Genomic DNA, 19,688 nt, shown 5'->3' on the forward strand with positions numbered 1-19,688 from the left:
CATGACTCGCAACATTATTGATATCGACCTCGATAGCTGCATCGGCTGCCACTCCTGCGCCGTCGTGTGCAAGCAGGAGAACAACGTGGGGCTGGGCACGTTCTACAACAAGGTGCTGACGGTGGGCCCGTCGGGAACCTATCCCGACCTCGAGATGTACTACCTGCCCGTCGCGTGCCAGCATTGCGACGACCCGCAATGCGTCAGCGTGTGCCCCACCGGAGCCAGCTACAAGCGCGAGGACGGCGTGGTGCTGGTGGACCACAGCAAGTGCATCGGCTGCCAGTACTGCGTCATGGCCTGCCCGTACGGCGTACGCACCTACGATACGAGCAAGGACAAGGGCGTCATCGAGAAGTGCACGATGTGCGCGCACCTCATCGACAAGGGCGAGAAGCCGGCGTGCGTGAAGCACTGCCCTGGCCAGGCTCGCAAGTTCGGCGATTTGGACGATCCCGAGTCCGACGTGTCGAAGCTGCGCGCGTCCAAGAAGACGTACAAGCTGAAGGACGTGGGGAACCATCCGGGCGTGGACTACGCCATGGACAAGTGCGCCTGGAAGGGAGATGAGTAACCATGGAAATCCAGTGGCCACTTCTGATTTTCAGCGTGCTGTTGGGCGTCACGTCGGGTTCGTTCGTGTTCCTGGCCGTGGGCGAGCTGAAGGGCAAGTTCAAGGACGTGCGGTTCTTGGGCGCTCTGATCGCTCTCATCTGCCTGGCCGTGGGCGGCTGCGTGTCGGTGCTGCACATGGGACATCCTGAGCGCGCGACGCATCTGCTGGGCAACCTGGGATCCGGGCTGTCGAAGGAGCTGTTCATCGTCGCCATCATGGGCATCGTCTCCTTGGCGTACCTGATCCTCGCCAAGAAGGACTACCCGGTGGCGTCGAAGGTGTTCGGCATCCTGGGCGGCGTCATCGGCCTCGTGCTGCCGTTCGTGGCGGGCGCGTCGTACCTGATCGCCGCTCGCCCGGCGTGGGACAGCGTTGCGCTGCCGCTCATGTTCCTGGGCGCCGGCCTGGCGTTGGGCATGACGCTGATGGCGGGCCTCGTGCTGCTGCGCGGCAAGGCCTCCGAAGAAGGCGGCTTCGCGCTGAAGCTGGCCTTGGCGGGCGTCATCATCATGGCCGTGACGACGATCGCCTACGTGGTGTGGATCGCCATCGCGCCGTACCAGGCGCCCACCCGCTCCGTCGATCGTCTGATTTCGGGCGACCTCGCGTCGATGTTCTGGCCCGGCGTCGTGATCATCGGCATCGTGGTGCCGGTTGCGCTGACCGTGCTGGCTTGCGTGCGCTCGACGAAGGGCGACGGCGGTTCCGGCGTGGCCGATCCGAAGATGCTCGCCTACATGATGTTCGGCGCCTGTGCCTGCACCGCCATCGGCGCCGTGGTGATCCGCATCATCATGTACGCCGTGGGCACGAGCGTGGAGCAGTTCATCTACCACTGATCGCGACTGCGGGAGTGAGACAAAGGGACGGGGTAATTGTCTCACTCCGCCGCGCGAGCGGAGGAATGCACGTACTTTGAGTGGGAGTGAGACAATTACCCCGTCCCTTTGTCTCACTCCCTCGACCTTCCCCCGTGCCTGAACGCAGCAACCCCCTCCCGGCTGCGTTCAGGTACGGGGGACGGCCGAACCTTCAGGACCAAGGAGAGCAATCATGACCGATACCATGCCTGCCGAGCTTGCCGAGAACCTCATCGAATTCTGCGAGAACCGCGGCCGCGTGTACGCGCTGCTGTCGCGCTGCTACGAGACCGAGGTCGACGCGGCCTTCGCCGAGGAGCTGGCGGGGGAGGCCTCGCTCGACTCCGACGACGCCTCGCTGGCGGACGGGTTCGCGGCGCTGCGCGCCGACCTTGCCGATTGCGATGAGGACGGGCTCGAGCGGCTCGCGGTCGTGTTCGACCGCGCGTTCTTCGGGATGGGCCCGCGCACGGCGCAGAAGGCCTTCCCGTACGAGTCGGTGTACACGAGCGAGGGCGGCCTCATGATGCAGGACGCCTACGCCGAGGTGCTGCACGTCTACCGCGCGGCCGGGTTCGCCAAGGACCCCGGCTTCAAGGAGCCGGAGGACCACCTGGCCGTGGAGCTGGCCTTCATGGCGCTGCTGTGCGGGCGCGCGGTCGAGGCCCTGCGCGCCGGCGACGAGGACGGGGCCGAGCGCCAGCTGCGCGCCCAGCTCTCGTTCGCGCGGGAGCACCTGCTGAACTGGATCGACCGCTTCTGCGCCGATGTGCGCAAGGCGGCCGAGGACGGCTTCTACTTCGACTTGGCGACGTTTACCGAGGCATACCTGCGCGCCGACGAGGCCGCTCTCGCCGAGGTAGTGGAGTAGCCTCCTGCATTCGCGGCAGAAAATGACGGTTTGGGCGCTATTGAAGACGAGATGGAAATCGTGACCAGGCATTATGCAGATGCTCGGACTCGTTTTCGCCGATAGCAGGCAGGATTCTGCGCCCAAACCGTACATTTGTGCCGAATTAGGCCGATCAGACCGATGGTCGAGCGTGTTTCACGTGAAACATCGAAGATAGAAGGCAAGTACGTGAGGGGATGATGAGAGTGGAGGAGATTTCCCGGCGCGGATTCCTCGCAGCGGGGGTCGTGGGTGCGGCGATGGTGGGGGCCGGCGGGTTCGGCGCGGTGTCGCGCCAGGCCGACGCCGCGTTCGTGCGGCCGCCCGGCGCAGATTCGGGCGCCGAGGTGGTGGCCGCGTGCAACCGCTGCCAGAAGTGCCTGCAGGCGTGCCCCTACGGCATCGTGACGCCAGTGCCCCTGGCCGAGAGCCTTGTGGCCTACGGCACGCCGACGCTGTCGTTCCGCAACGGATGCTGCGACTTCTGCATGCAGTGCGTCGATGCATGTCCTACGGGAGCGCTGTCCTACGGCGGGCCGCGCGAGCGCGACCTCGGCGTGGCCGTGGTAGTGAAGGACGCGTGCGTGGCCTGGGACTGGGCGGGCTGCACCGTGTGCAAGGACGAGTGCCCGGTCGAGGGGGCCATCACGCTCGACGAGCAGGATCGCCCGGTCGTGCACCCGGACTACTGCGACGGGTGCGGCAAGTGCGAGCAGGTGTGCCCCTCGGCATCGCTGCGCGCGTACAACGCGGCGGCCTCCGACCGCGGCATCGTGGTGGTTTCGCGCGCGAGCGAGGCCGCGCAGACGGCCGGAGCGGTTCTCAGCGCCGAGCTGGCGTCGAAGCGCACGGTTGCGGTGCCGCGGGGGAGCGAAGTCGCCCCGCATACGAAGGGCGTGCACCCCGACGGGCCGGGCAAGACGCGAGAGGCGGGAGGAGCCGCATGAAGACGCATATGAAGATGGCCCGCATCGCCGTGGCGGCGGGCGTGCTCGTCCTGGCCGTTGCGGCGGCGCACCTCGGCGGCAACGCCGCAATCGGCACGCTCTGCGCGCTGTGCCCCGTCGGGTTCGCCCAGATAGCGGCCGCCTCCGGTTCGATCCCCTGGGCGCTGCTGCCAGGCGTGCTCGCCGTGCTCGCGATCGTGTTCCTCGTCGGCCGGGCGTTCTGCTCGTGGCTGTGCCCCTCGCAGCTGCTCAAGAACGTCTTCGGCGGCCGCGAGCCCCGCGGCGTCCTCGGCCGCAGCGGGAAGGCGCCCCTAGGCGACCGGGCCGCGGGCTGCGCGTCGTGCGCCTCGGCCTCGGGCGCGGGCCTCAAGGCCCAGGGCGCCGTCCTGGCGGTCCTGCTCGTCGTGTCCTTCGCCGTCGGCTTCCCCGTGTTCTGCCTGCTGTGCCCCATCGGGCTTGTGTTCGGCACGCTGTGGGCCCTCAACCGCGTGTTCGTGCTCCTGCAGCCGGGCTGGGAGCTCGTGATCTTCCCGCTCATGCTGCTGGCCGAGCTCTTCCTGTTCAAGCGCTGGTGCTCGTCGGTCTGCCCGCTCGGCTTCTTCTTCGGGCTCGTGGGCAAGGCGCGCCCGAACCTCGGCTTCGGCGCCCGCCCGCAGGCCGACTGCGCGACCTGCATCTCGAAGGAGGGCTGCCACACCTGCTCCACCGTCTGCCCCGAGGACGTGGACGTGGCGAACCCCGGCGCCGCGACGCTGGAGTCCTGCACCTTCTGCCTCGACTGCGTGGGCAACTGCCCCACGAAGTCCATCAAGATCAGGATAGGCGACCCGAAGGAGGCGCCTAGCGAGCCGGTTGCCGATCTTCTCGATACGGAGGAGACCGAGCCGACGCATCGGTAGACCCAACGCGCTTTCGCATACTTACCGGCTGATGATTGCCCGAATACCACCTTAGGGGGTATGGGCAATCATCGCTCCTCGGATAGAATGGTATCCATGGGGGTAGTCATGACGAGCGCGGGGGGCGATCGTGTGGGGAGCACCACATCGGGCAAGAAGAAGACGACGGCCATGCAAAAGGGCGAGATGCTGCTCATCGCGGCGTACTGCCTTTCCTGCTGCGAGATATTCTTCCTCTATCGGAACTTCCGCATACCGTCCGAGTATCTGGAATCGATCACGATCCCTCTGTTTGGCAGCTTCGTAGCGGTGATTTCCGCCTTAGCGCTGTGCTTGGCGCTGCTCGTGGTGTATAGAGCGTTCGGGAAAAAGATCGATAACGATCATTATCTGGTGGCAGCGTGCGTGTGCTCCTCGCTTGCCCCGCTGTTGCAGCTGATCGTGGGGCACGCGCTGCGTCAGTCGTGGGCCATCATCCCCTGCATCGCCTTGACGGCAGCGGGTTTCGTCTGCTTTCTCCCTGAAATGGTTCGTCGCTTGGCATCGGTGGGCGTGTCGTGCTCGGTGCGCTGCAATATCGCCGCGTGCGTGGCGTTGCTGGTCGTTGCGCCCCTTTCGAGCCTTGTGCCGATGGAAGTGTTCATCCTTGTCATGTGCTTGAACCCCGCGCTGACGCTGTACTGCTTGCGCGCCTCGTCGTCGGCCAGCACGAGCGTGACTTCGGTGGAGGTGAAGGAGGGCCAGAAGGTTCCCAAGATCCTGCTGCTCACGATCATCGCCGCATGCGTGATGGAAGGCGTGGTGGCCGCTGTGGACCACGCCAAGATGGGGGACGACGCGAAGATCGTCGTGTTCTCGCTGGCCTACGTGGTGTCGGCGGCGCTCATGTTCGCCGTGCTCCTGAGGTCTCGAAGCAACTACAACAACGCGATATTCAGGGTGTGCTTTCCCATCATGGCGGCAGGAGTCTCGCTGTTCGTGTTCGAGGGCGCGCTCGCGCTGAACGTGGGAACGTTCATCTTCTTGGTCGGGAGGCAGCTGTTCGCTGCGACCATCCTGGCGCTGGTGGTGTACCTCGTGCGTTACCTCGGATCCGACTACTACCTTCTGAGCGTCAGCTCGGTTGTAGGAGCCATGCTGGGCAGCTGCGTCGGATTGGCTCTGTTCAGCTATTGCGGACAGACGGGTTCCGCGGCCATTCTGCCGCCGACGTTCTTGGTCTACCTCCTGCTCGGGGTGCTGCTGGTGGCCATCTACCTGATGAGCGCGAGCAACCTCAAAACGCGCTGGGGCATGGTGGCCATCGACGACTCCGAGGAAAGGGTGGGGCTCACCTTCGAGCAAAGCTGCTTGATCCTGGCGGAGAAGTGGGGGCTCACCAAGCGCGAGAGCGAGATCGTGGCGCTCATGGTGAAAGGCCGCGACAAGCAATCCATCGCCGAAAAGCTGTACATCTCGGACGGCACCGTGAAGGTGCATACGCGCAACATCTACCAGAAGATGGGCATCCACTCCAAGCAGGAACTGATCGATCTGGTCGAGAGTACCGAGGACAGCATTAAAGAGTAGCCGCCCGCACCGTGTGCTTCACCAGGCGATACTCTTCTACCACCTTTGGTGGTATTTCCGGTTTCCCTTCGTGAATATGGTTGCTGGGGGTATGCGGTTTTCTCTCTTCGGTCGCATACTCGCAGCACCGGTGGGTCGATGCGCTTCTCGAGGTGAAGGAGGGGCGGATCGGACGCATGGGTTCGATTTTGCTTTGGCCAAGCAGAAAGACGATAGGCGAGGAAAACGGAGGAGAGATGTCGCTACATATGAGTCGTCGAGGCTTTGTGAAAGCTTCGGCTCTGGCAGCTTCTTCGGCCATGCTCCTGAGCCCTGCGAGCGCATTCGCGCAGGACGCTGAGGGCAAGGCCGAGAGTTCGACAGGCGATGTTAAGGTAATCCCGAGCGCGTGCCGCCAATGTTACGGCCGCTGCGCGTTGTTCGGGCATGTGAAGGACGGCCGCCTGGTCAAGGTTGAGGGCAACCCCGACCTGTTCAGCGAGGGCACGCTGTGCGGGCGCGCGTTCGCCATCCCGCAGGAGCTGTACAACCCCACGCGCATTCGCTACCCGCAAAAGCGCGTTGGAGAGCGCGGCGAAGGCAAGTGGAAGCGCATCTCGTGGGAAGAGGCCTACGAAACCGCACGCGACGAGTACACCAAGATCGGCGAGAACTACGGTTGGCACACGATCGCGCACCAGTACGGCACCGGTCGCGACAACCATCAGTTCCAAGCCATCAACCGTCTGTGGCTGGAGCTCGGCTCCACGGCCACGTTCGGCGTGGGCAACCTGTGCTGGCTCGGATCGTACTTTACCAGCCAGCGCCTGTACGGCGACGAGACGCAGTACACCGGTTGGGACGGCAACAACGCCGACTGCATCCTCATCTGGTGCCGCCAGGAGCGTAGCCGCGGCTACTACGACTGGCTCACCGTGAAGCGGGCGCAGGAGCGCGGCGCGAAGGTCATCGCGGTCGATCCGCGTTACACCTGCACGGCGTCGAAGGCCGACCTGTGGTTGCCTATCCGCCCCGGCTCCGATATGGCGCTGGCGCTGGCGTTCATCAACGAGATCGTCCATTCGGACAAGTGCGACACCGACTTCGCGCGCTACTGGACGAACGCGCCGTTCTTCATCGACGAAGAGGGCACGGGCTACCAGCTGCGCGAGTCGATGATCAAAGAAGGCGGCAACGTCGAGCTGTATCCCGCGTGGGACGAGAACAGCGACCAGCTGATCTATTGGTCCGGCGATTGGCAGAACAAGAACGGCGTTGGCGGCGACAAGGCCCTGCAGTGGCTCGACGCCGACGGCAACATCGTCGAGGACGCGAAGCCCGCGCTGTCCGGCAGCCGCGAGATCAACGGCAAGACCTACCGCACGAGCTGGGACATCCTCGTCGAGCACGTCACGCCGTGGACCGTCGAGCGCGCCGCCGAGTTCTGCGAGCTCCCCGAGGACAAGATCCGCGAGGCGATCAAGCTCTACATCGACGCCAGCCCGCATGCGTGCTTCACGCGCGGCCAGAAGGTGGAGTTCTCCATCAACACGTCCGGCATCTCCCAGGCGTTCACCATCATGATGGCCCTTGCTGGCAACTTCGACACCAAGGGCGGGCAGAACATCGGCCGCGAGCCCGCCACCGGCTACGAGAACTCGATGTTCGACATCGTTCCTCAGATGCAGGGCCTCATGAGCGATCTTCGCATGGACACGGCACGCAACATCAACCGCCTGTCCGTGTGCCAGAACACCGGGCACCAGAAGATATTCGTCGCCGACGACAAGACGGGCGAATTGGTCGAGACCGTGCAGCAGAACGGCGGCCAGGTGGTGTTAGGGCAGCAAGGCGGCTTCGGCGCGGCCACGACGAAGGCTATGCTGGAAGGCGACCCGTTCCAGATCCACGGTTTGTGGCAGCAGACGTCGGAGCCCATCATGTCCATCGAAAGCGGCCGTCAGATCGCCGAGGGCATGAAGAAGCTCGACTTCTTCGTGAACGTCGACATGTACATCACGCCGTCGGGCGAGCTGGCCGACATCCTGTTGCCGGCCGCGCATCCCAACGAGGTCGACCGCGTGGAGTGGCCGCACTCCGGTCATGGGTTCCCCACGAGCCATACGCTGCTTATCCGCCAGCCGTTCCACGAGCCCGTCGGCGAGTGCAAGGACGACATGGACATCTGCTTCGAGTTCGCCAAGTACATGAACGTGAACATGTACTGGAAGGACAAGTACGAGTGGTTCGACTACATGCTGGCCGGTCCTAAGACCCTCCCCGAGAACCTCAAGTCGAACTTCGAGGATTTCCGCGAGCGCATCTCTATCACCGGCGTGCAGATGAGCGAAGTGCGCGGCATGCCGAAGTACAAGAGCGGCATGATGCGAAAGAGCGGCGACATGAAGCCCGGCTTCAGCACGATGTACCGCGGCAACAAGCAGGGCGCCGTCTATCGCACGCCCGGCTACACGCTGCCCGACGGCACCGAGGTGCCCGCGCATCCGCAGTCGGACAACGGCAAGATGGAGCTGTGGAGCGAGGACCTGTTCCTGTACGGCAACGGCCCGCTGCCGATGTACATCGAGCCGCCCATCACGAAGCGCTCGCGTCCCGACCTGGTGGAGGAGTACCCCTACACCCTGATCACCGGCGGTCGCAGCCACGCGTTCTTCCACACCGAGTACCGCAACAGCCCGTGGATGCGCGAGGTGCACATGTTCCCGACCGTCGACATCAACCCGGCGACTGCCGCCGAGCACGGCATCGAGCAGGACGACTGGGTATGGATCGAGACGTACGTCGACCGCATCCGCCAGCGTGCGAACCTCACCGACGCCATGAAGCCCGACATGATCCACGTCGAGCACGACTGGTGGTTCCCCGAGCGCGAGGCGACCGACGACCTGCACGGCGCGTTCGACTGCAACTGCAACATCCTGTTCGAGAACAACGGCCCCTACGACCCTGCCGTGGGAACCGACAACTACGGCGGTTTGTGCAAGATCTACAAGGCGGAGGAAGGCGCGCCCGACAACATCTGCATGAACTCCGAGGACTTGAAAATATTCCTGCCGCTGTCTGTCGAGACGATCGCCTCCGACGATCAGGCGAACGGCGTGTCGCAGGTGACCGTGAAGGGAGGTGTGGCGTAGCATGACGCGGAACATCATCGCTATCGACCTCGATAGCTGCATCGGCTGCCACTCCTGCGCCGTGGTGTGCAAACAGGAGAACAACGTGGGGCTGGGCACGTTCTACAACAAGGTGCTGACGGTTGGCCCGTCTGGCACGTACCCGGATCTCGAGATGTACTACCTGCCCGTGGCATGCCAGCACTGCGATAACCCCGAGTGCGTCAGCGTGTGCCCTACGGGAGCTTCGTACCGTCGAGAAGACGGCGTGGTGCTGGTGGACCACAGCAAGTGCATCGGCTGCCAGTACTGCGTCATGGCCTGCCCGTACGGCGTACGCACCTACGATACGAGCAAGGACAAGGGCGTCATCGAGAAGTGCACGATGTGCGCGCACCTCATCGACAAGGGCGAGAAGCCGGCGTGCGTGAAGCACTGCCCCGGCCAGGCGCGCCTGTTCGGCGACGCGGACGACCCGTCGTCCGATGTGGCGAAGATGATCGCCAGCAAGAAGGTCCACAAGCTGAAGGACGTGGGCAACCATCCGGGCGTGTCGTACGGCTTGGACAAGTTCACCTGGAAAGGGGATGAGTGAGCATGGAAATCCAATGGCCCCTTCTGATCTTCAGCGTGCTGCTGGGCGTGACCTCGGGTTCGTTCGTTTTCCTGGGCGTGGGCGAGCTGAAGGGCAAGTTCCGCGACGTGCGGTTCCTGGGCGCCCTGATCGCTTTGGTTTGCCTCGGCGTGGGCGGCTGCGTGTCGGTGCTGCACATGGGGCACCCGGAGCGCGCGACGCATCTCTTGGGCAACCTTGGCTCGGGCTTGTCCAAGGAGCTGTTCATCGTCGCCATCATGGGCATCGTCTCGCTGGCGTACCTGATCCTCGCCAAGAAGGACTACCCGGTGGCGTCGAAGGTGTTCGGCGTGCTGGGCGCGGTGCTGGGGATCGTGCTGCCGTTCGTGGCGGGAGCGTCCTACCTGATCGCCGCTCGCCCGGCGTGGGACAGCGTTGCGCTGCCGCTCATGTTCCTGGGCGCCGGCCTGGCGTTGGGCATGACGCTGATGGCGGGCCTCGTGCTGCTGCGCGGCAAGGCCTCCGAAGAAGGCGGCTTCGCGCTGAAGCTGGCGCTTGCGGGCGTCGCTGTGATGGTAGTGACGACGGTGGCGTACGTGGTGTGGATCGCCATCGCGCCGTACCAGGCCCCCTCGCGTTCCATCGAGCGCCTAATCTCGGGCGACCTTGCGGCGATGTTCTGGGCGGGCGTCGTGCTGGTGGGCATGGTTGCCCCTGCGGCTTTGACGGTGCTCGCCTTCGTGAAGGCCGGCAAGGGCGACGCCGCCCAGGTGCCGAGTCCTTCGACGCTGGCCGGGCTCATGTTCGCGGCTTGCGCATGCTCGGCCGTGGGCGCGGTGGCCCTGCGCGTCATCATGTACGCCGTGGGCACGAGCGTGGAGCAGTTCATCTACCACTGATGAGCCGCTGACAGCGGAAGGGCGCGCCCAGCTGCGGGCGCGCCCTGAGCGAGACGAAGGGACGGGGTAATCGTCTCACTCCGCTTAAAGCATGTGCATTCCCCCGCTCGCGCGGCGGAGCGAGACGATTACCCCGTCCCTTCGTCCCCCCCCCCNATTCTGCGAGAACCGCGGCCGCGTGTACGCGCTGCTGTCGCGCTGCTACGAGACCGAGGTCGACGCGGCCTTCGCCGAGGAGCTGGCGGGGGAGGCCTCGCTCGACTCCGACGACGCCTCGCTGGCGGACGGGTTCGCGGCGCTGCGCGCCGACCTTGCCGATTGCGATGAGGACGGGCTCGAGCGGCTCGCGGACGTGTTCGACCGCGCGTTCTTCGGGATGGGCCCGCGCACGGCGCAGAAGGCCTTCCCGTACGAGTCGGTGTACACGAGCGAGGGCGGCCTCATGATGCAGGACGCCTACGCAGAGGTGCTGCACGTCTACCGCGCGGCCGGGTTCGCGAAGGACCCCGGCTTCAAGGAGCCGGAGGACCACCTGGCCGTGGAGCTGGCCTTCATGGCGCTGCTGTGCGGGCGCGCGGTCGAGGCCCTGCGCGCCGGCGACGAGGACGGGGCCGAGCGGCATCTGCGCGCCCAGCTCTCGTTCGCGCGGGAGCACCTGCTGAACTGGGTGCCTTCGTTCCTCGGCGACTTGAAGGCCGCCGCGGAAGGCGGCTTCTACGAGCATCTGGCGGCGTTCACGGAAACGTACCTGCGCGCCGACGAGGCCGCGCTGGCAGACGTGGTGGCGTAAATGTCCCAAATGGGGACCGTCCCCATTTGGGACATTTCGAGACGAGAGGGATGATGAGAGTGGAGGAGATTTCCCGGCGCGGATTCCTCGCAGCGGGGGCTGCAAGCGTCGCGCTCGTGGGCGTCGGCGGGTTCGGTGCGGTGACGAAACAGGCCGACGCTGCGTTCGTGCGGCCTCCGGGCGCGGCCTCGGGCGCTGAGCTCGTGGCGTCGTGCGACCGCTGCCAGAAGTGCCTGCAGGCGTGCCCCTACGGCATCGTGACCCCGGTGCCCCTGGCGGAGAGCCTCGTGGCCTACGGCACGCCGACGATCGCTTACGAGCGCGGGTTCTGCAACTTCTGCATGAAGTGCGTGGACGCGTGCCCAACCGGCGCGCTGGCTTATGGAGGGCTCGCCGAGCGTGATATGGGCGTGGCCGTGGTCGTGCGCGACGCGTGCGTGGCCTGGGACTGGGCGGGCTGCACCGTGTGCAAGGACGAGTGCCCGGTCGAGGGGGCCATCACGCTCGACGAGCAGGATCGCCCGGTCGTGCATCCGGACTACTGCGACGGGTGCGGCAAGTGCGAGCAGGTGTGCCCCTCGGCATCGCTCCGCGCCTATGACGCGAGCGTCGAGAACAAGGGCATCGTCGTGGTGTCGCGTGCCAGCGTTGCGGCGCACGTATCGGGATCGATCGGCAGCGAGGAGCTGCAGACGGGCCGTTTCGCCCGTGCGGGCGAAGCGCTCGCCCCGCATACGAAGGGCGTCCACCCCGACGGGCCGGACGCGACGCGAGAGGCGGGAGGAGCCGCATGAAGACGCATATGAAGATGGCCCGCATCGCCGTGGCGGCGGGCGTGCTCGTCCTGGCCGTTGCGGCGGCGCACCTCGGCGGCAACGCCGCAATCGGCACGCTCTGCGCGCTGTGCCCCGTCGGGTTCGCCCAGATAGCGGCCGCCTCCGGTTCGATCCCCTGGGCGCTGCTGCCAGGCGTGCTCGCCGTGCTCGCGATCGTGTTCCTCGTCGGCCGGGCGTTCTGCTCGTGGCTGTGCCCCTCGCAGCTGCTCAAGAACGTCTTCGGCGGCCATACGCCGCGCGGCATCCTCGGCAGAAGCGGCGAGGCGCCCCTAGGCGACCGGACGGCTGGCTGCGCATCGTGCGCCTCCGCCTCGGGTGCGGGCCTCAAGGCCCAGGGCGCCGTGCTCCTCGTGCTCCTCGTCGTGTCCTTCGCCGTCGGCTTCCCCGTGTTCTGCCTGCTGTGCCCGATCGGGCTTGTGTTCGGCACGCTGTGGGCCCTGAACCGCGTGTTCGTGCTCCTGCAGCCGGGCTGGGAGCTCGTGATCTTCCCGCTCATGCTGCTGGCCGAGCTCTTCCTGTTCAAGCGCTGGTGCTCGTCGGTCTGCCCGCTCGGCTTCTTCTTCGGGCTCGTGGGCAAGCTGCGCGCCCGCCTCGGCTTCGGCGCCCGCCCGCAGGCCGACTGCTCCACCTGCATCTCCAAGGAGGGCTGCCGCACCTGCTCGACCGTCTGCCCCGAGGACGTGGACGTGGCGCGCCCCGGCGCCGCGACGCTGGAGTCCTGCACCTTCTGCCTCGACTGCGTGGGCAACTGCCCCACGAAGTCCATCTCCATCAAAGTGGGATCTCCGAAGCTTGAGTCGGGGGAAACGTCGGCTCCGGCGCCCGACTCGGAAGAGCCTGCGATCGAGCGCTAAACGCATCGCCCTCCAACGCAAGAAAGCCGCCCATGGGCGGCTTTCTTGCTGGTTGGCGCGATAATGCTTCGAGCCTTACCAGGGCTGCGCCGAGCCCTCGATGGTCTCGTAGGCAGGCACGCCATAGCCCAACACGTCGAACGACGTGGTGCCGCCGGCGGGCACGTTGGAGGCGAAGCTGGTGTAGCCGCTGACGATCGCGCCCGCTCCGTCACGCAGCAGCACGACGATGGCCGCTTGGTCCATGTCGGCGTCGGTCAGGTTGGTCACCTCGCCGACGAAGTTCACGGTGCCGTAGCCGCTATCCTGCGCGCTGAGCCCGCTCACCTCGAACATCGGCTCGGCCGCATCGGCATCCTGCCAGTTGCTCGAACCCACGCTCAGCTCGAATTCGACGGTGGCCGGCGCGGTGCCGTTGCCCGCCTGGCCGCCCCAGGAAAGCTCCTGGACCGGGTTGATTTCCATGAGCGTCTGCTCGTCGGACGAGATGACGGCGCCGTCGGCGTCCTTGCCCGTGACCTTGATGACAGGGAACAGCGCCCCCTGGGCGCCCTCGTTCTTGATGATAATGCCGTAGTGGACGTAACCTTGCTCGTCCGCCGACCATCCCGAGTCCACCACCGTCAGCTTGTTCTCCTGCGCGGGGGCTTGGTTCGCCTGCTGCTCGGATGCGCTCGGGGCGCTGTCGGCGGGTTCCTGACCGGACGGGCTCGCGCAGCCGGCCAGCGTTGCGGCCAGGGCCGCCGCCGCTCCCAATGCGACGATTCTCTTCATAGTCCCTCCTCGAAGGGTTGCAGCGCCGCTCGTGCGAGGGCGCGTATCGACATGACCCGCTCATCGTAGGAGAGCCGTCAAGTCCCGCAGCTGGCGATTCGGCGAATGCAGAACCATCCCAAACGCGTTTGCGCCGCCGTTGGTGCCGCCCCCGTTCGGGTATCATGGCTAGCATCGAAGCGCGGGGCGAGCGGGAGAAAGGGTGCGGCGTGAAGTTCACCATTGTGGCGGTGGGGAAGCTGAAGGAGAAGTTCTGGATGGACGCGTGCGCCGAGTACCTCAAGCGCATGCAGCCGTACGCGAAGACCGAGGTGCGCGAGATCGCCGACATCGACCCTGCTCGCGCGGGCGGGGTGGACGCGGCGCGCGATCGGGAGGGCGCTGCTATCCTCGCCGCACTCGCGCCTGCGACGCATGTCGTGCTGCTGGCCATCGACGGCAAACAGCGCTCGAGCGAAGGCTTTTCGCAGCGCATCGACGCGCTCAAGCTGAACGGCGCGAGCGACATCTCGTTCGTCATCGGCGGCTCCGACGGCGTGAGCGCCGCGGTGCGGCAGCGCGCCGACGAGACGCTGTCGTTCGGCCCGGTCACGCTGCCGCACAACCTCGCGCGCGTCGTGCTGCTGGAGCAGCTCTACCGCGCGCAGAAGATCTCGCGCGGCGAGCCGTACCACAAGTAACCTACCGGGAGCGTTTGCGCGCGAGCGCACCGCTGGCAACCAGCGTCGCGACCAGCGCTGCAAACGCGATCGGGCCGGTGGGGTCGCCGGTGGGCGCGAGCTTGCGCGCCGCATCGTCGCCCGTGCCGTCCGGCTTCGGAAGCGGTTGCGGGTCCTCGCTCGGCCCCGCGGGCTCCTCCGGCTTCGCCGGGTCATCTGGTTCCTCCGGCTTCGTCGGTTCCTTGTCCAGCTGCTCGGTGATCGCGTAGTTCACGCGCAGGCGGTCGTCGGTTCCCCCGCCTTCGGTCGCTCCGACGGCCTCCGCTTCCTCGGGCGACCCCTTGGGCCCCGAAGACGCTTCCAGGCTCAGGCCTACGCTCAGCCAGCTTCCGTCGTCGAGCCAAGAGCCCATGCCGTTCGACGCCGTGGTCAGCGTGGAGAGCGGTTGCAGGTTCGCGTTGCAGAACAGCACGTCGGAGCGTGTGACCTTCGGCTTCGCCAGCTCGGTGCGCGCCGTCAGCGCCACGGTGCCGTAGCGAGCGACGCTCAGCTGCCGGTACTCCGTGCCCCCGCGTGCTTTGACGGCGGCGCGTGCCTGCTCGACACCCCCATCGTCGAAGCGGATGAGCAGGTTCGACGCCTCCGCTGTGGAGGAGAATTCCGATCCCATCAGCGCGTAGTAGCCAGCGTCGGCGCGCTGTACGTCTTGCAGCGCGCGGTGCTCGTGCAGCGGCAGCGTGACCTCTGCACGCTCGGGCGTGCAGAGCTCGCCCGCCAACGGGGCGTCTTCGGGGTTTGCGGCACCGTCGCGCAGCGCTTCGACGATGGTTCCCGTTTGCACGATCCGCGCTTCATCCATCGTGTCGCCCTGATCGTTCGCGAAGCCGAAAGCGAGCGTGTCGGTGTCGACGGAGGCGGCCGATTGCGCGTTCGTCCAGCCGTAGCGCGCTTGCACCGAGCCGTCTTCGCGCGGCGTCAGCGCAGTGACCAGCTGACCGCGCTCCGGTCCGTAATGGTACGTGACCACGAGGACGGTCGTGCCGCTGGCGGTGCACGGCTGCGTGGAGGTCTGGTCGAAGGGATGCGAGGCCGTCACCGTGCCGCTTTCGAGGTCGATCCAGTATCCCGTGCCGGGCCCGTACTGCGCGGACACGATGGCGAACGCGCTGGTATCGGACAGCGGGGTGACGTTGATCGACGCGCGCTCGATCGTTGAGGGGATGCTCACCCCCTCGATCGTGCGCGGAGTCACGCGCGCGAGATCGTCGGCGTCGAGCGTGTGCAGCCGCAGCGCGCCGTCGGCGATCTGGAAGAAGCGCTTCGTTCCGTTCGGGCTGGTGAACACGTCGCTCGTGGCAACGAGATCGTCGGTGTACTCGGTGCCCTGGTAGACGCCCGAGCGGCTGACGGCGGTCAGCGACGCGTTGGCTTTGAGCGGCAGGCGAATCTCCGGCGAGAACGTGGTGCCCTCGCTCGTGCGGGACAGCGTGAACAGGCCGGCGGGGAAGACGATCTCGCACGTGGACGACGGCCCGATGCTGCCGGCGTCGAGCAGGCAGGAAAGGGTCACGGTGGTGCCGTCCACCGCGATGTCGAGGAGGGCGTGGTGTTGCCCGTCCACGATCAGCTGCGTCGCGGCCGGAAGCGGCGAGGTCAGCATCGGCGCGAGCGAGGCTTCGAAGGTGAGCATGCATACGTTCGACACCGCGTCGAACGTGGGCGTGAGGGTGAAGTCGGCGGGGTCGGCGGGCTTGTCGGCGTTCGAGTACAAGATGGCAACCGTGCCCTGGTCGGTCTCGCTTTCCGTGACCGAGATGGTCAGTCCGGTGAAGCCGACGTTGGCGTTCTCGTAGAAGTTCGTGGAGGGATACCCCTGCGGCGACACCCCGTCGCCCTCGTAGAGCATGCAGCCGTACTCGTCCGATCCGATGGCCGAGGGGATGAGCGAGCTGGTTTCCGTATGGGGCTCGCTCATGTCGGGGTCGACCAGCTCGATGAGCTGGTTGTGCGTGGTGCCGTAAGCGTTCGAGTGCACAAGGTAGTCTCCGCCGGAGCCCACCTCGGCCTGCACGCGGTACAGGCGGAATCCCGAGGGGAGCGGGATGTTCTCGGCGCCCTGCGCGCCTCCGTAGTACACGCTTTGGTTGCTGGCGAACTGGTCGTATTGCAGCAGATAGTAGGATGAGAACATGCTCTCGTCCTCGTTCGCCACCACGATGATGCCGCCCGTTTCGTGCAGGTCGTCCGACGTGAACGCCGCGAGCGCTTGCTCCACGGACGAGCTGCCGTCCTCCGCGGGGTCCACGTGCTGCACCACGGCGCCGTCGCGTTTGACGTCGATGCCGTTCTCGTTCGCGAACACACGGGTAATCTTGTTTTCGGGCAGCCATCCCAGCATCCATTTCGAGAAGCCGTTGTGGTCGCCCTGGTTCAGCATCATGATGTCGAAGGTGAGGATGCCCGTCCGTCCCGTCGAGCCTCCCTGCTGGCTGGCGTACTGGTAGTAGTCGGGCAGGCCCAGCACGTGCCCCGTCTCGTGGATCATGGTTTGCGCGGCCCATGCCGTGTCGCACGGGTTCGCCAGCGCGACAGCGTTCCACAGCTGCACGGCGCCGTTCGCGTACGTGGCGTCTGGCACGTTCAGCACCTGCTCGTTGCTCCACCACACGCTGCCCCAGCCGGTATCGGCGCCCGCGAAGTGCAGGTAGACGGCATCGATGCGGCCGTCGCCGTTCGCGTCGAACTGCGCGAGGTCGACTCCCGAGGCCTCGAGGTGGTCGAGCGCTTCCTTGTACAGCTGCCCGATGTTGGCGGTGTAGTGGTCGCGCTCGTGCTGCGCTTGGTAATCGAAGGCTTCGCCGGTGATGCTCAGCGTTCCGTATGATGCGCGCTGGTAGTAGTCGTGCAGGCTCTCGTAGGGGTAGGGTCCGGCGCTCGGCAGCGCGGCTTCTCCCTCGTTGCGCGGGCCGATGAGCGCCTGGAGCGCTTCGAGCGTGTCGCCCGCCTCGAACTTCTTGTCGGGGAACGACACGCGCAGCGCCAGCACGTGCGCCTTGCCCACGGTGGCCATGCCGCCGTCGTTGCCGGGAACCGCGTTCGCGGCGATGCCGTTGCTCGCCTGCTCGCGCGCGATGGCCTGCTGGATGAGGCCCGCGGTGGGCTCGTCGTTGTCGAGGCTTTCTTGGAACGCGGCGCGCTCCTCCAGCGTGCCGTCCTCGGCGTAAATCGCGCGTTGCTCGTCGGTTGCGACGCACGGCGAGAGCGGCTCTTCCGAGGCGTATGCGCTCGGCGGCATGGTGAGGCTCGCGAGGACGATGGCGATCGAGGCGACGGCCGACAGCGTCGCGAGGCGTACGGTTCGAAGCATGCGATCTCCTTCGTTCGTATGACGATCCCGTATATACTACGCGAACGCTCATGCTTTCACCATTGCGCCATCGAGGATCGGCCTCGCATCCTCGTGCGGGTGGATGCCTGCCAACGTTCCGCTATACTGATCGCAACACACCGGGAATCGTCGCGGGGCGACGGAGGAGGAACCTATGCGCTTCATCTCGTGGAACGTCAACGGCTTGCGCGCCGTGCTCAACAAGGGCTTCGAGGACATCGTGTGCGAAATCGACGCCGATATCGTGGCCTTGCAGGAAACGAAGCTGCAGGAGGGCCAAGCGACGCTCGACCTGCCGCAATATCGCGAGTACTGGAGCTATGCCGAGAAGAAGGGCTACTCCGGCACCGCGATCTTCTGCAAGGAGGAGCCGCTGCAGGCGCTGCACGGCTTAGGCTTCCCGCATCTCGACACCGAGGGGCGCATCGTGGCGCTCGAGTTCCCGAAGTTCTGGTTCGTGGACGTGTACACGCCGAACGCGCAGAACGAGCTGGCGCGCATCGCCCATCGCATGGAGTGGGACGACGCGTTCCGCGATTTCTGCAAGGGTCTCGAAGAGGGCGTGCTGCCCGCCGGCGCGCCCGTCGAGCGCCCCGCTCCAGGCGAGGGGCACGTGTGCATCAGCGAGCTGCCGCTGACGCAGCCGGGCGAGACAGCCGACCCGAAACCCGTCGTCATGTGCGGCGACTTCAACGTGGCGCATCAGGAGATCGACCTCAAGAACCCGGGCCCGAACCGCGGCAAGGCCGGTTTCTCGGACGAGGAGCGCGGCAAGTTCACCGACCTGCTGGAAGTCGGGTTCGTCGACTCATTCCGCCACCTGCATCCCGACGTGACGGGCGCGTACTCGTGGTGGAGCTACCGCTTCAAGGCGCGCCAGACGAATGCGGGGTGGCGCATCGACTACTTCCTGGTCAGCGACGAGCTTGCCCCGAAGATTACCAGCGCTTGCATCTACGACGAAGTCTACGGCAGCGACCACTGCCCGGTGGGCATCGAGCTGGAGCTGTAGGGCGCTTGCGCGAACGACGAAGCCGACGGCCCGCTCGTGGTATGATGCACGGCGACACACGACGATAGAAAGATGGTCATGGATAGAGCGAAAATCGAAGAGGGCGTGCGGCTCATTCTCGAGGGCGTGGGAGAGGATCCCCGGCGCGAGGGGCTGCTGAAAACTCCCGAGCGCGTGGCGAAGATGTACGAAGAGGTGTTCGCCGGGCTCACCGAAGACCCTGCCGAGCATTTCGAAACCACGTTCGACGAGCATCACGAGGAAATGGTCCTTGTGCGCGACATCCCGTTCTACTCGATGTGCGAGCATCACCTCGTGCCGTTCTTCGGCGTGGCGCACGTCGCCTACATCCCGGCGGCCGACGGGCGTATCTGCGGCCTGTCGAAGCTCGCGCGCCTAGTGGATGCGTTCGCGAAGCGCCCGCAGGTACAGGAGCGCCTGACCTCGCAAATCGCCGACACCCTGATCGAACAACTGCATCCGCAGGGCGTGATCGTGGTGCTGGAAGCCGAGCACATGTGCATGAGCATGCGCGGCGTGAAGAAGCCGGGCACGAAAACCATGACGAGCGCCGTCCGCGGTGCCTTCGAGAAAAGCCAAGCGACGCGCGCCGAAGCGCTGTCGCTCATCTTCGCACGCCGCTAAGGCTCGCACGTCGTTTCGGCACGGTGTCGCGAATGTTTCACGTGAAACATTCGTTCGCTATCGAAGACCATGAGGAAAGGAACCAATCAATGAAGTGTGTAGTCTCCGTTCTGGGCAAGGACCGCAGCGGCATCGTCGCCGAGGTTGCCACGGCGCTTGCCGCATGCGGCGCGAACATCGACGACATCAGCCAGACCATCCTGGACGACATCTTCTCGATGACCATGCTGACCACGCTCAATCCCGAGGTGGCCGACTTCAACGCGGTGCAGGAGAAGCTTGAGGCTGTGGGCGAGTCCCTCGGCGTCCAGATCATCATCCAGCGCGAGGACGTCTTCCAGTTCATGTATAAGATCTAACG

18 protein-coding genes are annotated in these 19,688 nt (G+C 65.8%); 16 read left to right on the forward strand and 2 right to left on the reverse strand.

Annotated features, from left to right (window positions below; translation table 11 throughout):
• The first annotated feature begins 1 nt into the window (after nucleotide 1).
• From C1A15_RS02955 to C1A15_RS03010, 12 genes are all read left to right on the forward strand, one after another.
• Nucleotides 2–574 carry a 4Fe-4S dicluster domain-containing protein gene (locus tag C1A15_RS02955; protein WP_101721187.1) on the forward strand — a complete coding sequence of 191 codons (573 nt, stop codon included), beginning with the start codon at nucleotides 2–4 and terminating at the stop codon, nucleotides 572–574.
• Nucleotides 575–576: 2 nt separating this feature from the next.
• Nucleotides 577–1,455 carry a dimethyl sulfoxide reductase anchor subunit family protein gene (locus C1A15_RS02960; RefSeq protein WP_101721188.1) on the forward strand — a complete coding sequence of 293 codons (879 nt, stop codon included), beginning with the start codon at nucleotides 577–579 and terminating at the stop codon, nucleotides 1,453–1,455.
• 214 nt (nucleotides 1,456–1,669) lie between these two features.
• Nucleotides 1,670–2,347: a TorD/DmsD family molecular chaperone gene (locus C1A15_RS02965; protein ID WP_101721189.1), complete on the forward strand. Its 678-nt coding sequence runs from the start codon at nucleotides 1,670–1,672 to the stop codon at nucleotides 2,345–2,347.
• A 221-nt stretch (nucleotides 2,348–2,568) separates the two neighbouring features.
• Entirely contained in the window at nucleotides 2,569–3,315 is a 747-nt protein-coding gene (locus C1A15_RS02970; protein WP_245865079.1) for a 4Fe-4S dicluster domain-containing protein, read from the forward strand.
• Complete coding sequence (locus tag C1A15_RS02975) at nucleotides 3,312–4,214, forward strand: 4Fe-4S binding protein (protein ID WP_101721191.1); 903 nt, start codon at nucleotides 3,312–3,314, stop codon at nucleotides 4,212–4,214. The genes C1A15_RS02970 and C1A15_RS02975 overlap by 4 nt, the downstream gene beginning before the upstream one ends.
• Nucleotides 4,215–4,322: 108 nt before the next feature.
• Nucleotides 4,323–5,783 (forward strand): helix-turn-helix transcriptional regulator, encoded by a 1,461-nt coding sequence (locus C1A15_RS02980; RefSeq protein WP_180952975.1) that lies wholly within the window; start codon nucleotides 4,323–4,325, stop codon nucleotides 5,781–5,783.
• A gap of 266 nt (nucleotides 5,784–6,049) precedes the next feature.
• The gene (locus C1A15_RS02985) at nucleotides 6,050–8,917 is read left to right on the forward strand and encodes a molybdopterin-containing oxidoreductase family protein (RefSeq protein ID WP_245864890.1); all 2,868 of its coding nucleotides are present in this window, start codon (nucleotides 6,050–6,052) and stop codon (nucleotides 8,915–8,917) included.
• 1 nt (nucleotide 8,918) lies between these two features.
• The gene (locus C1A15_RS02990) at nucleotides 8,919–9,491 is read left to right on the forward strand and encodes a 4Fe-4S dicluster domain-containing protein (RefSeq protein WP_101721194.1); all 573 of its coding nucleotides are present in this window, start codon (nucleotides 8,919–8,921) and stop codon (nucleotides 9,489–9,491) included.
• A 2-nt stretch (nucleotides 9,492–9,493) separates the two neighbouring features.
• Nucleotides 9,494–10,369, forward strand: coding sequence for a dimethyl sulfoxide reductase anchor subunit family protein (locus tag C1A15_RS02995; protein WP_101721195.1), 876 nt, complete (start codon nucleotides 9,494–9,496; stop codon nucleotides 10,367–10,369).
• 178 nt (nucleotides 10,370–10,547) lie between these two features.
• Complete coding sequence (locus C1A15_RS03000; protein ID WP_245864891.1) at nucleotides 10,548–11,159, forward strand: TorD/DmsD family molecular chaperone; 612 nt, start codon at nucleotides 10,548–10,550, stop codon at nucleotides 11,157–11,159.
• A gap of 50 nt (nucleotides 11,160–11,209) precedes the next feature.
• Nucleotides 11,210–11,953 carry a 4Fe-4S dicluster domain-containing protein gene (locus tag C1A15_RS03005; RefSeq protein WP_101721197.1) on the forward strand — a complete coding sequence of 248 codons (744 nt, stop codon included), beginning with the start codon at nucleotides 11,210–11,212 and terminating at the stop codon, nucleotides 11,951–11,953.
• Nucleotides 11,950–12,849, forward strand: coding sequence for a 4Fe-4S binding protein (locus tag C1A15_RS03010; RefSeq protein WP_101721198.1), 900 nt, complete (start codon nucleotides 11,950–11,952; stop codon nucleotides 12,847–12,849). The genes C1A15_RS03005 and C1A15_RS03010 overlap by 4 nt, the downstream gene beginning before the upstream one ends.
• A gap of 75 nt (nucleotides 12,850–12,924) precedes the next feature.
• Here C1A15_RS03010 and C1A15_RS03015 read toward each other — a convergent pair whose 3' ends face one another.
• Nucleotides 12,925–13,623, reverse strand: coding sequence for an FxLYD domain-containing protein (locus C1A15_RS03015; protein WP_101721199.1), 699 nt, complete (start codon nucleotides 13,621–13,623; stop codon nucleotides 12,925–12,927).
• 209 nt (nucleotides 13,624–13,832) lie between these two features.
• On the opposite strand from C1A15_RS03015, the gene rlmH reads away from it, so the two are divergent.
• Nucleotides 13,833–14,303: a 23S rRNA (pseudouridine(1915)-N(3))-methyltransferase RlmH gene (gene rlmH, locus C1A15_RS03020; RefSeq protein WP_101721200.1), complete on the forward strand. Its 471-nt coding sequence runs from the start codon at nucleotides 13,833–13,835 to the stop codon at nucleotides 14,301–14,303.
• A 1-nt stretch (nucleotide 14,304) separates the two neighbouring features.
• Here rlmH and C1A15_RS03025 read toward each other — a convergent pair whose 3' ends face one another.
• Nucleotides 14,305–17,649 carry a metallopeptidase domain-containing protein gene (locus C1A15_RS03025; RefSeq protein ID WP_101721201.1) on the reverse strand — a complete coding sequence of 1,115 codons (3,345 nt, stop codon included), beginning with the start codon at nucleotides 17,647–17,649 and terminating at the stop codon, nucleotides 14,305–14,307.
• Nucleotides 17,650–17,824: 175 nt separating this feature from the next.
• Between C1A15_RS03025 and C1A15_RS03030 the strand changes: the two genes are divergently transcribed.
• The 3 genes from C1A15_RS03030 (at nucleotide 17,825) to C1A15_RS03040 (ending at nucleotide 19,686) form a co-directional block, all read left to right on the forward strand.
• Nucleotides 17,825–18,682 carry an exodeoxyribonuclease III gene (locus C1A15_RS03030; protein WP_101721202.1) on the forward strand — a complete coding sequence of 286 codons (858 nt, stop codon included), beginning with the start codon at nucleotides 17,825–17,827 and terminating at the stop codon, nucleotides 18,680–18,682.
• A 78-nt stretch (nucleotides 18,683–18,760) separates the two neighbouring features.
• A complete protein-coding gene (folE, locus tag C1A15_RS03035) occupies nucleotides 18,761–19,327 on the forward strand; it encodes a GTP cyclohydrolase I FolE (protein WP_101723667.1) in 567 nt (188 codons plus the stop codon).
• Between the two features lie 89 nt (nucleotides 19,328–19,416).
• The gene (locus tag C1A15_RS03040; protein ID WP_101721203.1) at nucleotides 19,417–19,686 is read left to right on the forward strand and encodes an ACT domain-containing protein; all 270 of its coding nucleotides are present in this window, start codon (nucleotides 19,417–19,419) and stop codon (nucleotides 19,684–19,686) included.
• Nucleotides 19,687–19,688 lie beyond the last annotated feature (2 nt).

It is taken from the genome of Eggerthella timonensis (assembly GCF_900184265.1).
In the GTDB taxonomy this organism is placed as follows: Bacteria; Actinomycetota; Coriobacteriia; order Coriobacteriales; family Eggerthellaceae; genus Eggerthella; species Eggerthella timonensis.

Bases quoted from the DNA above. Each gene is read 5' to 3' on its own strand.
- C1A15_RS02955 (WP_101721187.1), top strand. From the start codon at position 2: ATGACTCGCAACATTATTGATATCGACCTCGATAGCTGCATCGGCTGC.
- C1A15_RS02960 (WP_101721188.1), top strand. From the start codon at position 577: ATGGAAATCCAGTGGCCACTTCTGATTTTCAGCGTGCTGTTGGGCGTC.
- C1A15_RS02965 (WP_101721189.1), top strand. From the start codon at position 1,670: ATGACCGATACCATGCCTGCCGAGCTTGCCGAGAACCTCATCGAATTC.
- C1A15_RS02970 (WP_245865079.1), top strand. From the start codon at position 2,569: ATGAGAGTGGAGGAGATTTCCCGGCGCGGATTCCTCGCAGCGGGGGTC.
- C1A15_RS02975 (WP_101721191.1), top strand. From the start codon at position 3,312: ATGAAGACGCATATGAAGATGGCCCGCATCGCCGTGGCGGCGGGCGTG.
- C1A15_RS02980 (WP_180952975.1), top strand. From the start codon at position 4,323: ATGACGAGCGCGGGGGGCGATCGTGTGGGGAGCACCACATCGGGCAAG.
- C1A15_RS02990 (WP_101721194.1), top strand. From the start codon at position 8,919: ATGACGCGGAACATCATCGCTATCGACCTCGATAGCTGCATCGGCTGC.
- C1A15_RS02995 (WP_101721195.1), top strand. From the start codon at position 9,494: ATGGAAATCCAATGGCCCCTTCTGATCTTCAGCGTGCTGCTGGGCGTG.
- C1A15_RS03005 (WP_101721197.1), top strand. From the start codon at position 11,210: ATGATGAGAGTGGAGGAGATTTCCCGGCGCGGATTCCTCGCAGCGGGG.
- C1A15_RS03010 (WP_101721198.1), top strand. From the start codon at position 11,950: ATGAAGACGCATATGAAGATGGCCCGCATCGCCGTGGCGGCGGGCGTG.
- C1A15_RS03015 (WP_101721199.1), bottom strand. From the start codon at position 13,623: ATGAAGAGAATCGTCGCATTGGGAGCGGCGGCGGCCCTGGCCGCAACG.
- C1A15_RS03025 (WP_101721201.1), bottom strand. From the start codon at position 17,649: ATGCTTCGAACCGTACGCCTCGCGACGCTGTCGGCCGTCGCCTCGATC.
- C1A15_RS03030 (WP_101721202.1), top strand. From the start codon at position 17,825: ATGCGCTTCATCTCGTGGAACGTCAACGGCTTGCGCGCCGTGCTCAAC.
- folE (WP_101723667.1), top strand. From the start codon at position 18,761: ATGGATAGAGCGAAAATCGAAGAGGGCGTGCGGCTCATTCTCGAGGGC.
- C1A15_RS03040 (WP_101721203.1), top strand. From the start codon at position 19,417: ATGAAGTGTGTAGTCTCCGTTCTGGGCAAGGACCGCAGCGGCATCGTC.